At 47.6% G+C, this 13983-nt stretch carries 14 protein-coding genes; 7 read left to right on the top strand and 7 right to left on the bottom strand.

Annotated features, from left to right (window positions below):
* Positions 1-44 precede the first annotated feature (44 nt).
* Both lolA and ACFQNF_RS17055 read right to left on the bottom strand, forming a co-directional pair.
* The gene (gene lolA, locus ACFQNF_RS17060) at positions 45-653 is read right to left on the bottom strand and encodes an outer membrane lipoprotein periplasmic chaperone LolA (RefSeq protein ID WP_380189115.1); all 609 of its coding nucleotides are present in this window, start codon (positions 651-653) and stop codon (positions 45-47) included.
* A gap of 65 nt (positions 654-718) precedes the next feature.
* Positions 719-1411: an OmpA family protein gene (locus tag ACFQNF_RS17055; RefSeq protein ID WP_380189114.1), complete on the bottom strand. Its 693-nt coding sequence runs from the start codon at positions 1409-1411 to the stop codon at positions 719-721.
* 359 nt (positions 1412-1770) lie between these two features.
* Here ACFQNF_RS17055 and gyrA point away from each other — a divergent pair, with 359 nt between their 5' ends.
* From gyrA to hisC, 7 genes are all read left to right on the top strand, one after another.
* Entirely contained in the window at positions 1771-4440 is a 2670-nt protein-coding gene (gene gyrA, locus ACFQNF_RS17050; RefSeq protein ID WP_380189143.1) for a DNA gyrase subunit A, read from the top strand.
* A gap of 120 nt (positions 4441-4560) precedes the next feature.
* Positions 4561-5016, top strand: a complete 456-nt coding sequence (locus ACFQNF_RS17045) for a PaaI family thioesterase (RefSeq protein WP_046349829.1) — start codon at positions 4561-4563, stop codon at positions 5014-5016.
* Complete coding sequence (locus ACFQNF_RS17040) at positions 5013-5429, top strand: PaaI family thioesterase (protein ID WP_046349830.1); 417 nt, start codon at positions 5013-5015, stop codon at positions 5427-5429. The genes ACFQNF_RS17045 and ACFQNF_RS17040 overlap by 4 nt, the downstream gene beginning before the upstream one ends.
* Before the next feature lie 14 nt (positions 5430-5443).
* Entirely contained in the window at positions 5444-6526 is a 1083-nt protein-coding gene (serC, locus tag ACFQNF_RS17035) for a 3-phosphoserine/phosphohydroxythreonine transaminase (protein ID WP_380189113.1), read from the top strand.
* A gap of 231 nt (positions 6527-6757) precedes the next feature.
* A complete protein-coding gene (gene pheA / locus ACFQNF_RS17030) occupies positions 6758-7831 on the top strand; it encodes a prephenate dehydratase (RefSeq protein WP_380189112.1) in 1074 nt (357 codons plus the stop codon).
* A gap of 405 nt (positions 7832-8236) precedes the next feature.
* Positions 8237-8809, top strand: coding sequence for an LOG family protein (locus tag ACFQNF_RS17025; protein ID WP_380189111.1), 573 nt, complete (start codon positions 8237-8239; stop codon positions 8807-8809).
* Positions 8810-8950: 141 nt separating this feature from the next.
* Positions 8951-10051 carry a histidinol-phosphate transaminase gene (gene hisC, locus ACFQNF_RS17020; protein WP_380189110.1) on the top strand — a complete coding sequence of 367 codons (1101 nt, stop codon included), beginning with the start codon at positions 8951-8953 and terminating at the stop codon, positions 10049-10051.
* A gap of 370 nt (positions 10052-10421) precedes the next feature.
* Here the strand turns inward: hisC and ACFQNF_RS17015 are convergent, their stop codons facing one another.
* The 5 genes from ACFQNF_RS17015 to ACFQNF_RS16995 form a co-directional block, all read right to left on the bottom strand.
* Positions 10422-10967 (bottom strand): DUF2867 domain-containing protein, encoded by a 546-nt coding sequence (locus ACFQNF_RS17015; protein WP_380189109.1) that lies wholly within the window; start codon positions 10965-10967, stop codon positions 10422-10424.
* A gap of 134 nt (positions 10968-11101) precedes the next feature.
* The gene (locus ACFQNF_RS17010) at positions 11102-11326 is read right to left on the bottom strand and encodes a hypothetical protein (RefSeq protein ID WP_380189108.1); all 225 of its coding nucleotides are present in this window, start codon (positions 11324-11326) and stop codon (positions 11102-11104) included.
* 87 nt (positions 11327-11413) lie between these two features.
* Positions 11414-12580: a hypothetical protein gene (locus ACFQNF_RS17005; RefSeq protein WP_380189107.1), complete on the bottom strand. Its 1167-nt coding sequence runs from the start codon at positions 12578-12580 to the stop codon at positions 11414-11416.
* A 124-nt stretch (positions 12581-12704) separates the two neighbouring features.
* Complete coding sequence (locus ACFQNF_RS17000; protein WP_380189106.1) at positions 12705-12935, bottom strand: hypothetical protein; 231 nt, start codon at positions 12933-12935, stop codon at positions 12705-12707.
* Positions 12936-13022: 87 nt separating this feature from the next.
* On the bottom strand, positions 13023-13983 hold a 961-nt coding region (locus tag ACFQNF_RS16995; RefSeq protein ID WP_380189105.1), incomplete at its 5' end, for a hypothetical protein.

Genomic DNA, 13983 nt, shown 5'->3' with positions numbered 1-13983 from the left:
CAGGGGTCCGTATTGGGAGTTGTAATTTTTAAGTTGTTTAGTGTTTATTCACGAATCACGTCCGCGTCTTTAGGCGGAGTAAAGCGGAATTGGCTAGCATCGATTTTAGGATTTATTTTGAGTGCGCTAAAGTAGATGCGCGTGGTTTGCCCAAAGTTGTCGTGTAGCTCCATTTGCATGAGCTGACCTTGGCTAAAGCCTAGTTTGACTGAGTTAAAAGATTGATCTGCTTGCTTGGGCGTGGCCTCTAACCAATCGATTCCTTCACGGCTAGGCAGCGGGCGTAATGTGTAATTGCGTTCAAATTGATTATTACCCGCAAGTAGTGCAGCGGGGCTACTTTCTAAAGCCTTGCCCATGGCTTTAACTGTGGCCTGTTTTAAGTCAGGATCGTACAGCCAGACCTGTTTTCCGTCGGCAATAATCAGTTGCTCAAATGGCTTTTGATAAATCCAGCGAAATAAACCCGGTCTTTGAATGGAGAGTGTGCCGCTACTATTCTGGATTTTGCCTTGCTGGCTGGTGACGGTTTGTTTGAAATTGGCTTGTAAAGACTGAGTGCTGCTTAGATAGTTTTTTAAATCGCTGACTGCATCGGCCCAAGTGGTTTGGCTCGTCACCGCAACTAAAATTATGAGAGCAAGTTTGCGCATTGGATTTCCCGAGTAAATAGTAAAAAAGCCCCGCACTGGCGGGGCTTTTTGTGCGAAGTAGTAAATTACTTCTTAGCTGGAGTTACCACTTCTTTTGTGCCTTTGATGTCGATTTCAACGCGACGATCAGGAGACAGACATTCGATCAACTTAGCGCGCTTTTTGATCTTACCGCAAGTGTCGCCAGTAACTGGCTCAGCTTTACCACGGCCTTCAAACTTAACTTTACCTTCTGGAGCGCCCTTAGAAACAAGGTAGTCAGCTACAGATTTAGCACGTTTTTCTGACAGTGGCTGATTGTACTTGTCTGAACCGATACGGTCAGTGTAACCAATTACGTGGGCTTCACCGTCTTTAGGGTCCATCATTTTAACTTCTTCGTACAGCTTGTCTAAAGCGTCTTTACCAGCTGGCTTCAGAGATGCTTTGTTGAAGTCAAACAGAACGTCTGATTTCAGTGTGAAGTGCTTAGTGTTGATCACTGGTGCAGCAACAACTGGAGCAGCAACAACTGGAGCTACAACAACTGGAGCTACTTTTGCTACTGGCTTAACGTAACCATCACAACCTTCAACATTTGCAGCTTCTTTGCTCCAAGTACCTGTGCGCCAGCATTCGCCGATACCGTTTTTAACAACGCCGCCAGAGGTGTTTGCATTTTGTGTGTAAGCTTCAACGCCAGCAAATGCAGCAGTGCTCATCGCACCTAAAGCAGTTACAACGGCAAGGCGTGTCAGGGATTGCTTGATCGACAGCATAGTTTTTATCTCCTAGAAAATCATTTAGCAAGCTGATATTTATATTGCTTGTAGGTTCTGGATAAGCCTCGCCCGAGGAACCGTCAAGGCTTTTTTTCCATACACGTGCTGCATTCTAATGGTTTCACAATGCTTGCGGCAAATAGTAAGGCTGTAATTTTTGCCGCAGAGGCCGATTCTGTTGTGGGGAGGCACTGTTGAGGGTAGCCCAATTGGAGCATCTTCGCCCCCGTGGTACACTTAGGCATCGAACGCGCGTGCTGCAACGAATGTGTTGTGGCATTGCAACGGCACCACCGTAATTGATTTGCTTGATTACGCGTGGTGCGTATTACATGACGCCCCGGCCCCTATCTAAGATGCTCGAAAACTTTGCCAAAGAAACAATCCCGGTAAGTCTCGAAGAGGAAATGCGACGCTCCTACCTCGATTACGCGATGAGTGTAATTGTAGGGCGCGCTTTGCCCGATGTTCGTGATGGCTTAAAGCCGGTACACCGCCGCATTCTGTTTGCAATGCATGAAAGCAATAATGTCTGGAATCGCTCCTATGTGAAGTGTGCCCGCGTTATTGGTGACGTGCTCGGTAAGTATCATCCGCACGGCGACACCGCCGCCTACGAGGCCTTGGTGCGGATGGCGCAGGATTTCTCCCTGAGATACCCACTTATTGATGGCCAAGGTAACTTTGGTTCGATCGATGGTGATTCTGCTGCTGCCTATCGCTACACAGAGTGTCGTTTAGAAAAAATCTCTTCCGAGTTGTTGGCTGATATCGATAAAGAAACGGTCGATTTCACGCCTAACTACGACGAGAAAGAACTCGAACCCACTGTTCTGCCTACTCGTGTGCCTAATCTGTTGATTAATGGCTCGTCGGGGATCGCAGTCGGGATGGCGACCAATATCCCGCCGCATAATCTTACTGAAGTGATCGATGCCTGTTTAGCTCTGTTAGCTAATCCAGAGCTGACCATCGATGAGATTATCGACATCATCCCTGCGCCCGATTTCCCTACCGCCGGTATCATTTATGGTATTCACGGCGTGCGTGAAGGTTATCGCACCGGCCGTGGCCGCGTGATTATGCGGGCGCGTACGCACTTTGAGGATGTAAGCCGCGATAAGCAGGCCATCATCGTTGATGAGCTGCCTTACCAAGTGAACAAAGCGCGCCTTCTGGAGCGCATTGCCGAGCTGGTACGCGAAAAAACCATCGAAGGCATTACCGAAATCCGTGATGAATCGGATAAATCCGGTATGCGCGTGGTGATTGAGCTGAAACGCAGCGAAGTGGCTGAGGTTATTCTTAATAATCTCTATAAGCACACCCAGCTGCAAGACAGCTTTGGTATCAATATGGTGGCACTGGTCGATGGCCAGCCGCGTCTATTGAATATCAAGCAGGTGCTGGAATGCTTCTTGCGCCATCGCCGCGAAGTGGTGACTCGTCGCACGGTGTTTGAGCTGCGTAAAGCACGCGAGCGTGGCCATATTCTGGAAGGCTTGGCAGTGGCTTTATCCAATGTCGATGAAATCATCGCCTTGATTAAAGCGGCTCCAACGCCGGCAGAAGCTAAAATCAGCCTGATGGGCCGTACTTGGCGCTCGGCACTGGTTGAAGACATGCTTAGTCGTACCGATGTGAGCGCATCGCGCCCAGACGGTTTGGGGATGGAGTTTGGCTTTAGCCTGACCGATGGCTATCGCCTGTCTGAAGTACAGACTCAGGCGATTCTTGAGCTGCGTCTGCAGCGCCTGACCGGCCTTGAGCAAGACAAAATCGTTAGCGAATATCGCGATGTAATGGAAAAGATCCTCGATTTACTCGATATCTTGGCGCGTGAAGAGCGTGTTTCCGAAATCATCGTGACTGAGCTGAACGAAGTTAAAACCGTATTCGGTGACGTGCGTAAGTCTGAAATCATTGCTTACGGCGAAGATCTCAGCTTAGAAGACCTGATCACCCCGCAAGATATGGTAGTGACGCTGACGCATAGTGGTTATATGAAAGCCACGCCAGCGGATGAATATCGCTCACAACGCCGTGGCGGCCGTGGTAAACAAGCCGCAGCGACCAAGGAAGACGATTTCATCGACAAGCTGTTTGTGGCGAACACCCATGATTATGTCTTGTGCTTCTCATCGCATGGCCGTGTGTACTGGTTGAAAGTGTACAACGTGCCACAGGGTGGTCGTAATAGCCGTGGCAAGCCGATTGTGAACCTCTTGCCATTGCAAGAAGGCGAGAAAATCAGTGCGATTCTGCCGGTGAAAGAATTTACCGAAGATCAGTTTGTCTTTATGGCCACAGCGATGGGTACGGTCAAAAAGACCTCACTTGTGCATTTCTCGCGTCCAATGAAGAAGGGCATTATTGCTTGCGGTCTGGATATGGACGACTACCTCGTTGGCGTTGAGCTGACACATGGTGGCGACCAGATCATGATGTTCTCTGACGCAGGTAAGTCAGTTCGCTTCCACGAAGGTGACGTACGTGCCATGGGCCGTACTGCAACTGGCGTGCGCGGCATGATGCTGCAAGAAGGCCAGAAAGTGATCTCCTTGCTGGTGGCCGAGCGCGATGATCAGCAGGTGTTGGCTGCAACCGAAAACGGTTATGGCAAACGCACACCGGTCGGCGATTACCGCCTGACTAGCCGTGGTACGCAAGGCGTGATCGCCATTGATACTGGCGATCGTAACGGTAAGCTTGTTGCGGCCACGCTGGTTGAAGACTCCGATGACGTGATGCTGATTACCACCGGCGGCGTGCTGATTCGTACCAAAGTCGCTGAAATCCGTGAAACAGGCCGCGCTGCACAAGGCGTGCGCTTGATTAATCTGGATGAAGGTGAGCATTTGTCAGGTCTGGAAAAAGTGTGTGAAACCGATTCAGATGATGATTTGCTAGAAGATGACGAGTTAGTTGCTGAAGGCGAAGTGCCTGCCGAAGCGGCTTCTACAGAGGGTGATATGCCCGCTGTAGAGGGCGATGCGGTTGAAGGTGACGAGCCTGCTGCGGAGTAAGTTTTTCTTCGCAAAATAACAACACTGGCCTGCACGACAGGCCAGTGTTGTGTGTGGAGTATGCGCAGCCTGGCGCGTGTTTAAAACGCGAAGGCTGTGCTTTAAAAAAAGGGATGGTCTATGAGCGTAGCGCCTGTTGCATCACCTGTATTATTTAAGCAAATTTCAGATTGGTTTATGACCTTGCCCCATTGCCAGGTGCTGGGTTTTAAATTTGGCGAAGCGCATTACGGCAGCATGACCGTTTGCCTGCCCTTTAAAGACGAGCTGATCGGCAATCCTGCAACGCGGGTGATTCATGGTGGGGTAGTCACATCCTTGGTTGATTCAACCAGTGCCGGGGCGATTTACACCATGCTGACCGAGCTGGAGGCGATTGCTACTTTGGATTTACGCCTCGATTATCTTCGGCCAGCCAAGCCAGATTTCCCCATTTATTGCACCGCGGAATGCTATAAACTCACTAAGCAAATTGCTTTTACCCGTGCCACGGCATATCAGGATGATATTAATGATCCTGTGGCTTACAGCGTGGGTACTTTTATGCGCAATTCCGCACGCGAGGTGGCAGCATGAGCCCGCCGATTACCAGTTTTGATTCCTTATCTACTGCTATTGATGCCGTGCCTTATGCCAAATTATTGGGTATTCAAAGCCGCGAAGAAAATGGCCAGCCCTTGTTTTTCTTGCCGTTTCACACGCACAACATTGGCAATACGATTTTGCCAGCGCTGCATGGCGGCGTTATTGGCGGTTTTTTAGAAAACGCGGCTATTTTGCATGTGATGTGGGCATCAGAAATATGCAGCGTGCCCAAGATTATTGATTTTTCTATCGATTTTTTACGCACGGGTCGCCCGGTTGAGTTGTACGGCCAGTGTGAGATTATTCGCCAGGGCAAGCGTGTCGCCAATGTGCTGATGACCGCCTGGCAGGATGATCGTAGCAAGCCGGTGGCGGTTGCCCGCGCCCATTTTCTACTTGCCTAAGGGATAAGCTCGCCATGACTCAGATTTACAATTTTTCTGCTGGCCCCGCTGTATTGCCTCGTGAAGTCTTGCTGACCGTACAGCAAGAGCTGACTGATTGGCATGGCTCTGGCATGTGTGTGATGGAAATGAGCCATCGTGGTAAAGAATTTACGCAGATTATCCATGAGGCCGAGGCAGATCTCAGAAAGCTCTTGGGTATTCCGGCTAATTATAAAGTGTTGTTTTTGCAAGGCGGTGCGCATCTGCATTTCTCGATGATCCCGCTGAATTTGCTGCCAGAGCATGGCACGATTGATGTGGTGAACACCGGCCACTGGTCCAAAATTGCCATTAAAGAAATGAAGCGTTTTGCCAAAGTGAATGTGATTGCCAGCAGCGAAGATCGCAACTTTAGCTATGTGCCAGCCGAATCAACATGGCAGCGCTCTAAAGAAGCGTCGCTACTGCATTACTGTGCCAATGAAACTATTGGCGGCGTTGAGTTTGCAGATATCCCGAAGAGCGAAGTGCCGCTGATTTGCGATATGTCTTCAACGATTTTATCGCGGCCGGTTGATGTGTCTAAATTTGGCCTGATTTACGCGGGCGCACAAAAAAACATCGGCCCATCTGGCCTTTGTATCGCGATTATTCGTGAAGATTTGCTTGGTAAATCGCGCGCTAACACGCCAACCATGATGGATTACAGCGTGCATGCCGACGCCGAGTCGATGTACAACACGCCACCTACTTTTGGTATTTATGTGGCTGGGCTGGTGTTTAAATGGCTGCTCAACCAAGGTGGTTTAGTGGCGATTGAGCAAAAGAATATCGAAAAAGCATCCTTACTATATGAAACCATTGAATCATCCAATGGCTTTTATCATTGCCCGGTTGATAAGCCTTTCCGCTCGCGTATGAATGTGCCGTTTAATATTCGTAATGAAAAATTAGACGATGATTTTCTGGCAGGGGCCAAGGCGGCAGGCCTGTTGCAATTAAAAGGTCATCGCTCTGTAGGCGGCATGCGCGCATCGATTTACAACGCCATGCCCATCGAAGGCGTGCGTGTGCTGTGTGAATACATGCGTACCTTTGCAAAAAGCCACGGCTAGATAGCATGAAAGTTTGGCCTTTGTAGGGCGGGTGAAACCCGCGTATTTTATTGCTCGCGGGTTTCACCCGCCCTACGAAAAACATTCCGCTTAAGTTGATCGGGTTGGGGTTTAAACCCGCATTTGCGACGGCCTGATCTATCCGCATCAAGTGTCTGTTTGGTGGCTGTGTTTGCGTTTAAGCGTTTCGTGTGCAGAGCAGCCCACCGCCTATTTAAATTCGAGAAATCAATGAGTGAAGAACAATTAAGCCAACATCGTGATGCCATTGATGCCATCGACGAACAAATTATTCAGCTATTAAATCAGCGCGCCAGCCATGCTCGCACCATTGGTGAAATTAAAGGCAGCGGCATTGTGTATCGCCCCGAGCGTGAAGCGCAGGTTTTATCAAGGGTGAAATCCTTAAACCGCGGGCCTTTAAGCGGCGAAACCATGGCTAAGCTGTTCCGTGAAATTATGTCGGCCTGCCTTGCGCTGGAACGCCCGCTTACCATTGCCTATCTGGGGCCGGAAGGAACGTTCAGCCAAGCGGCAGCAATTAAGCAATTTGGCCATGCGGCGCACACGATGGCCTGTAGTTCAATTGACGAAGCATTTCGGGTGGTAGAAGCCAAAAGTGCTGATTATGTTGTTGCGCCGGTTGAAAATTCTACCGAAGGTGCCGTGGGCCGCACACTGGATTTAATGGTGAATACCCCATTAAAAATTTGTGGCGAAGTGGTGCTGCGCATCCATCATCATTTGCTGCGCAAGGTGGAAGGCAAAGCGGGCCTGCAACGCGTGTACTCACACGCGCAAAGCCTATCGCAATGCCATGAATGGCTGAATAAAAACCTGCCTGTTGAAGTGCAACGGATTTCGGTGTCCAGCAATGCAGAAGCCGCGCGTTTAGCCAGCCTTGATGAATCGTCCGCAGCCATTGCAGGGGATGCAGCGGCAGAAAACTACGCCTTGCTGCGCCTTGCTGAAAATATCGAAGACGAGCCTAACAACACCACTCGTTTTCTGGTGCTGGGTATGCAGGAAGTAGGCCCGAGTGGCCGGGATAAAACCTCTTTGGTGATCTCTGCCCCGAATCGCCCCGGCGCGCTGCATACTCTGGTTGAGCCTCTGGCCAGAAATGGCGTATCAATGGATAAATTCGAATCGCGCCCTAGCCGTGCGGGCCTGTGGGAATACGTGTTCTTTGTGGATGTAGAAGGGCATGTGAGCGGCGCGCCGCTACAAGCCGCCTTGGCCGAGCTGGCCGATACAACTGCTTTTGTAAAGGTGCTGGGGTCTTACCCTGTGGCGGTGATTTAAATCTTTCGCCCCTAAAGGCAATGCCGCTCTTACGGGAGCGGCATTGTTTTGTCAGCCATGCAATTGTTTGGTGGATAAAACCCACTCTTGAACCACAGAGAGCACTTCGGCCCCAGAGTTTCACAGAGAAAACCAAAAGCAATACTTGCTTTGTGTTTCTTGTGTTTTTCAAGGGGGGCTCCAGCAATTCTATCAATTTAAGCAAAACCCGCAGGGCTTGATGGTTGTGTAGGTTGGGTTAGCTTGTTTATTCGCCGTGTAGGGCGGATAAACCAGCGTAACCCAACATTTATGCGCAAAAGGATGTTGGGTTACGCGATAAAGCGTGCTAACCCAACCTACCAATTCCCTTGAGTTGATAGGATTAGAGTCTCCAGTTGAAGTTGAAAATTTAAAGGATAAAAAATGAAATCAGTAGCCGTTTTTTGTGGTGCTAAGCACGGCGTTCAGCCTGAGTTTACTGCTGCGGCGCGGGAGTTGGGTGTGGTTTTGGCTGAGCGCGAGATCACGCTGGTTTATGGCGGCGGACATGTTGGCCTGATGGGTGAGGTGGCCACTGCGTGTCTGGATGCGGGTGGCAAGGTCATCGGGGTTATCCCGGAGTTTATGGCGGTGCGAGAGCTGGCTTTGGAGGCTTGTACCGAGCTAATTATTGTGGATTCAATGCATAGCCGTAAGGCCAAAATGGCCGAGTTGGCAGGGGGCTTTATTGCCATGCCGGGCGGCTTTGGTACGCTGGATGAGTTGTTTGAAATTCTAACTTGGTCGCAAATTGGTTTGCATAGCAAGCCGGTTGGCCTGCTTAATACAGGTAATTATTACAATTCACTCACAAAATTCCTTGAAGAAACGGTGGCGGCGGGCTTTTTAGCTGCGGCAGAATACAGTAAATTGCAACTTGCAGCCGATCCACGCAATTTATTGGATATTCTGGCTAATATGCCGGGATCAATAGAAGGTCAGTGGTGGAAAGCTTAGCATATTACGTATTTAGAAAGCATCTGCGCCGGATTTGCTTTATCGGTGGTATTTAAGGCTGCAGTTTAATTAATCAATCGCGCTACAGTGTGTGGTGTTTCCTCTATACCCGATTCATCGGATAGCAAAAAGGATTTTCAAATGAGTTTGCAAGATCTAGCCCCAGAATATGTTCGCTCAATTGCGCCTTATCAGCCCGGCAAGCCGGTTGCTGAATTGGCGCGTGAAATGGGATTAAATCCTGACCATATCGTGAAATTGGCATCAAATGAAAATCCACTCGGTATGGGGAGCAAAGCCAGAGCGGCGATTGAAAAAGAACTGGCTGAATTAGCCCGTTATCCGGATGGCAATGGTTTTGATTTAAAAAGAAAAATAGCCCAGAAGCATGGCGTAAAAACGGAACAAATCATTTTAGGTAATGGCTCCAACGATGTACTGGATTTAATTGCCCATGCTTTCTTAGCGCCGGGTGATTCGGCCGTTTATTCGCAATATGCGTTTGCTGTTTATCCTCTGGCAACGCAAGCGGTGGGCGCGCAAGGCATTCAAGTCAATGCGCTGGATTATGGTCACGATTTAGATGCCATGCAGGCTGCTATTGTGCCAAGCACCAAGGTGGTTTGGATTGCAAACCCAAATAACCCAACGGGTACAATGGCTAGGCCGGGCGATTTGCTTGAGTTTTTACAAAGCTGCCCAAAAAATGTACTGGTGGTATTGGATGAGGCCTACACCGAATTCTTTACCCCGGAAAAGCGCCCTGATTCAATCGCTTGGCTGAAAGACTTCCCCAATCTAATCGTGGTGCGTACTTTCTCCAAAGCCTTTGGCTTGGCCGGTTTACGTGTAGGCATGGCGCTCACTTCACCGGAAGTGGCCGATATGATCAACCGCGTGCGCCAGCCATTTAATGTCAATAGCCTTGCGCAAGCCGCAGCAACAGCAGCGCTGGATGATGAAGAATTCTTAAAAGAAACCCTGCGCGTAAATAGCGAGGGTATGGCCCAATTAACGGCAGCCTTTGTGCGATTAGGTGTGAGTTTTATTCCAAGCCAAGCTAATTTCATCGCCTTTCATTGTGGCGATGCAGCAGCGCTTAATCTATTTATGCTGCAAAGGGGCGTGATTATCCGCCCATTAGCCCCATACGGCCTGACCAACACCTTGCGCGTTTCGATTGGCTTGCCAGCAGAAAATGCACGCTTTATTGAAGTGCTGGAAGAAGCATTGGCTGATTAATTAGCCATAACATCATTAAAATAAAGCCCCGGTAGAAATATGATCGGGGCTTTTTTTATTGCGGGTTTACCCTTGCAAAATTGCGGTATGTTTCGCAATTTTTTTGATGGTCGTTTCGTGGGTTTGGGGTGGTCGAGTCACGGGGTCAGGTCTTACATTTTATATAAGATAAAATTTACAGTGGTTTGCAAAGCAGCTTAAATTGATTAATTCATGTCAAATGTAAGACCTGACCCTATAAGTTTCTCTATGGGTTTCTTTAACGTTTGACATGAGCGGCGGCTAGAAGCGGGCCAAGCTCGCTGGAAGACGTCCGCTCAATGAAAGGGTTAGACCTCAGTTGGCTCCGCATGATGATTTGGACTTTGGCTTATGCTTCCGTTGCCGACGGCCAACCGATCCGTGCCGCACTACGAAGATTGGATTGAACGACTAAGCGATGAAACGGGGCAATGAGAAAAATATAGAGACGACCTAAGCGATTGTGGCAATGGACAACGGTCGACAGAGTCAAGTGACGTTTAGCTCCCGGCGACGACTGACCGGAACACAGAACAGAGAGTCTGAAGTCCAGGTGCTTGTCGTCTTCTCCAAGAACAACTTCAGTTAGATTTGTGCTGTAGATCTTAAAGATGCTGAGTCGGCCCGCTCCGCTCTCCGCATCCAGCGATCCGAGATGTTTAGCTGTCTTGAGGCCGAAACCGGCTACGAGCGTGTCTCGAACCGTCATGAGGCTGCTGACCCAGGGCGCTTGGTGAGCGAAGATGAACCTCGCCAACAGTTCGGGATTGGTCGACGCTTCGGGTGGAAGCTCGATCGAGTAGGCATCCGCGAGATTCGTCGATGCGTAGGCTTTAGCAATCGCCGACTCCTGAGGAAGCGACACAGATGTTGCGTGATGGTGTTCGGTTGACATGTAGGCGTCCAGTTTCTGAGGTTTAAAAAGAAGTAACGGGGTCAGGTCCTTTACATAAGATAAAATTTACCGTGGTTTGCAAAGCAGCTTAAATTAATTAATTTATGTCAAATGCAAGACCTGACCCCATAGGTTTAGACGACCAGAGCCAAAACACCAATCAGGATTTTACTAGTTCCACGCGGTTGATCTTCATCTTTATTGCGGTTCATGACCTTCAACGCAATATAACCAAACAAAGCACCTCCGATTGCTTTACCTACACCAGTCGCACCAGCATCATTCGATGCTGCAGTTGTTACGGAAAAACTCAGTGTAGGCAATAACAATGCAAAAAAGAACACTAACCATTTTTTCATATCACTCCTTATCTACTAAGATTTTTATCCGCTTTCAAAACGAGCGGCTTCACCTTTATGTCTGAATATTCAGAGTTTGAGTTCTTGCTATGCAGGCCCATCGCCAATAGGTGATATATACTCACGGCAAAAAGTAATGATTTCATCAACAGTGGATGCATTTGGAAGTGGCGTTTCATTTTTTACTACGTCCAGCATTTCTTTAGCAATTTTGTCAAATTCAAGATTGCCCGCCAACCGAGCGTACAAAAAAAAGGCAAATCCGTGCTTTTTCTTATAAAAATAATTATTTGGAAAAATAAACTTAGCTTCCTCATTACTGAATAACCAATTCATGCCCTGAATTGTTCGTGCCTTATCAAATATAAAAATACTCAAACCAAGAATATCTTCAATCATCCAATCGATTTCTTCAGCACTTCGGCACTGATCAATACTATATAAACTTTTTCCGATGGACAAATCGCGTAGAGCTCCAAGCCCTGGCAAATCAATAGATACTTGATTAGAGTCATCACGTGGTGTTTCTTCACTCCACAATCTGAATTCAGTAAGCTGACGATTAAAGCGCTGACTATAGACTTCAAATGAAACACGGCATTTGAGCTCTCCTGCTGAACCACTTGCTGTGGCCCTTATCACCTGACTACCGCCTTCTACTTCACGCTCAAAATAGAATAAAAACCCATCATCCAACTTTTCCCGCACAGGCATAAAACCATACTCAGCCAAAGCTGGCGTTAATTGCTCAGCAAAACGCTTGGCGACTTTTGCCTTGGTGTATTTCACTGGGTTAGCGGCAATCGGATCTAATTCATACCACATAGCCGTTTTTTCTTCTGGAATCACATAGCTACGCAACATATCATGGCAATAATAGGTTTCCGTTTCTAAATCAAACACATCCAAGCGCAATTCACGCGCCAGCGGTAATAATCGACGTAAAAATGCGTTAGATTGATCAGAATCAATCTGTATCGTCCACGCTTGGCAAGGTAAATCACGCACTGTATGAATTGGATTTATACCGTTCCATAACGAGGTTTTTTCTGAATTGCTTTCTAATGGAAAATCCATCAGCAGCCGCTTGGCCAAGCGAGATAATCTAGCCGACTGAGCTGCATTTGCAGGCCGAGTTTCATCCATAAAAACGGAGAGCATTTTCTTTGCTCCACCGATGGTCTCAGGAAACCAAAGAATATTGGATGCAACGTTGTGGTTCTCTCTATCGAGAATGGCAATTGTGTAATTCATTAAATCCTAACCTTTGTTGTTAATTTTTGATTCGATTCACAATGTGAATCGAAGTAACGGGGTCAGGTCTTGTATTTTGCATAATTATAAAATTTACAGTGGTTTGCAAAGCAGCTTAAATTGATTAATTCATGTCAAATGTAAGACCTGACCCCATAGGTCTCTTACTAGTTCCACGCGGTTGATCTTCATATTTATTGCGGTTCATGACCTTCAACGCAATATAACCAAACAAAGCACCTCCGATTGCTTTACCTACACCCGTCGCACCAGCATCATTCGATGCTGCAGTTGTTACGGAAAAACTCAGTGTAGGCAATAACAATGCAAAAAAGAACATTAACCATTTATTCATATCACTCCTTATCTACTAAAATTTTTATCTGCTTTCAAGACGAGCTGCTTCACCTCTATGTCTGAACATTCAGAGTTTGAGTTCTTACTATGCAGGTCCATCGCCAATAGGAGATACATACTCGCGGCAAAAAGCGGCCATATCATTAACAGTTGCAACATTTGGAATCGGAGTTTGGTGTTTTACGACCTCTTGTATTTCTTTAGCCATTTGCTCAAAACGAGGATTGCTGGCTAATCGAGCATAAGTAAAAAGATCAAAGATAAGAGACTTATCGTGCTCATAATCTTCCGGATTCCAACTTTGGGCACCTTCATCGCTAAGAAGCCAATTCATACCTTGAATTGTGCGCGCTTTATCAAGCGTAAACACTCCCAAGATAAGAATATCTTCAACCACCCAGTCAACCTCTTCAGCACTCCGGCAACAATCAGCGTTATTAAGTTTTTTTCCATAAACTCGGTTTCTTAACGTATCAAGCCCTGGTAAATAAATAGGAACTTTCTTAGTATGCTGAAAATCAATTATTGGTAGATTTTCACGCCATAACCTGAATTTACTAGCGATGCAATCAACACGCTGACTATAAACTTCAAATGAAACACGGCATTTGAGCTCCCCCGCTGAGCCACTATCCGTAGCCCTTATCACCTGACTCCCACCCTCTACTTCACGCTCAAAATAGAATAAAAACCCATCATCCAATTTTTCCCGCACAGGCATAAAACCGTGTTCAGCCAAAGCTGGCGTTAATTGCTCAGCAAAACGCTTGGCGACTTTTGCCTTGGCGTATTTCACTGGGTTAGCGGCAATCGGATCTAATTCATACCACATAGCCGTTTTTTCTTCTGGAATCACATAGCTACGCAACATATCATGGCAATAATAGGTTTCCGTTTCTAAATCAAACACATCCAAGCGCAATTCACGCGCCAGCGGTAATAATCGACGTAAAAATGCGTTAGATTGATCAGAATCAATCTGTATCGTCCACGCTTGGCAAGGTAAATCACGCACTGCATGAATTGGATTTATACCGTTCCATAAT

The sequence above is a fragment of the Iodobacter arcticus genome (genome assembly GCF_042664895.1).
Lineage (GTDB): Bacteria > Pseudomonadota > Gammaproteobacteria > Burkholderiales > Chitinibacteraceae > Iodobacter > Iodobacter arcticus.
The sequence above is the reverse complement of the archived record's forward strand: the minus strand, read 5'-3'. Positions and strand labels throughout refer to the sequence as shown.

Bases quoted from the DNA above. Each gene is read 5' to 3' on its own strand.
- ACFQNF_RS17025 (WP_380189111.1), top strand. From the start codon at position 8,237: ATGAAATCAGTAGCCGTTTTTTGTGGTGCTAAGCACGGCGTTCAGCCT.
- ACFQNF_RS17055 (WP_380189114.1), bottom strand. From the start codon at position 1,411: ATGCTGTCGATCAAGCAATCCCTGACACGCCTTGCCGTTGTAACTGCT.
- ACFQNF_RS17040 (WP_046349830.1), top strand. From the start codon at position 5,013: ATGAGCCCGCCGATTACCAGTTTTGATTCCTTATCTACTGCTATTGAT.
- ACFQNF_RS17015 (WP_380189109.1), bottom strand. From the start codon at position 10,967: ATGTCAACCGAACACCATCACGCAACATCTGTGTCGCTTCCTCAGGAG.
- ACFQNF_RS17010 (WP_380189108.1), bottom strand. From the start codon at position 11,326: ATGAAAAAATGGTTAGTGTTCTTTTTTGCATTGTTATTGCCTACACTG.
- lolA (WP_380189115.1), bottom strand. From the start codon at position 653: ATGCGCAAACTTGCTCTCATAATTTTAGTTGCGGTGACGAGCCAAACC.
- pheA (WP_380189112.1), top strand. From the start codon at position 6,758: ATGAGTGAAGAACAATTAAGCCAACATCGTGATGCCATTGATGCCATC.
- ACFQNF_RS17000 (WP_380189106.1), bottom strand. From the start codon at position 12,935: ATGAATAAATGGTTAATGTTCTTTTTTGCATTGTTATTGCCTACACTG.
- gyrA (WP_380189143.1), top strand. From the start codon at position 1,771: ATGCTCGAAAACTTTGCCAAAGAAACAATCCCGGTAAGTCTCGAAGAG.
- ACFQNF_RS17005 (WP_380189107.1), bottom strand. From the start codon at position 12,580: ATGAATTACACAATTGCCATTCTCGATAGAGAGAACCACAACGTTGCA.
- hisC (WP_380189110.1), top strand. From the start codon at position 8,951: ATGAGTTTGCAAGATCTAGCCCCAGAATATGTTCGCTCAATTGCGCCT.
- serC (WP_380189113.1), top strand. From the start codon at position 5,444: ATGACTCAGATTTACAATTTTTCTGCTGGCCCCGCTGTATTGCCTCGT.
- ACFQNF_RS17045 (WP_046349829.1), top strand. From the start codon at position 4,561: ATGAGCGTAGCGCCTGTTGCATCACCTGTATTATTTAAGCAAATTTCA.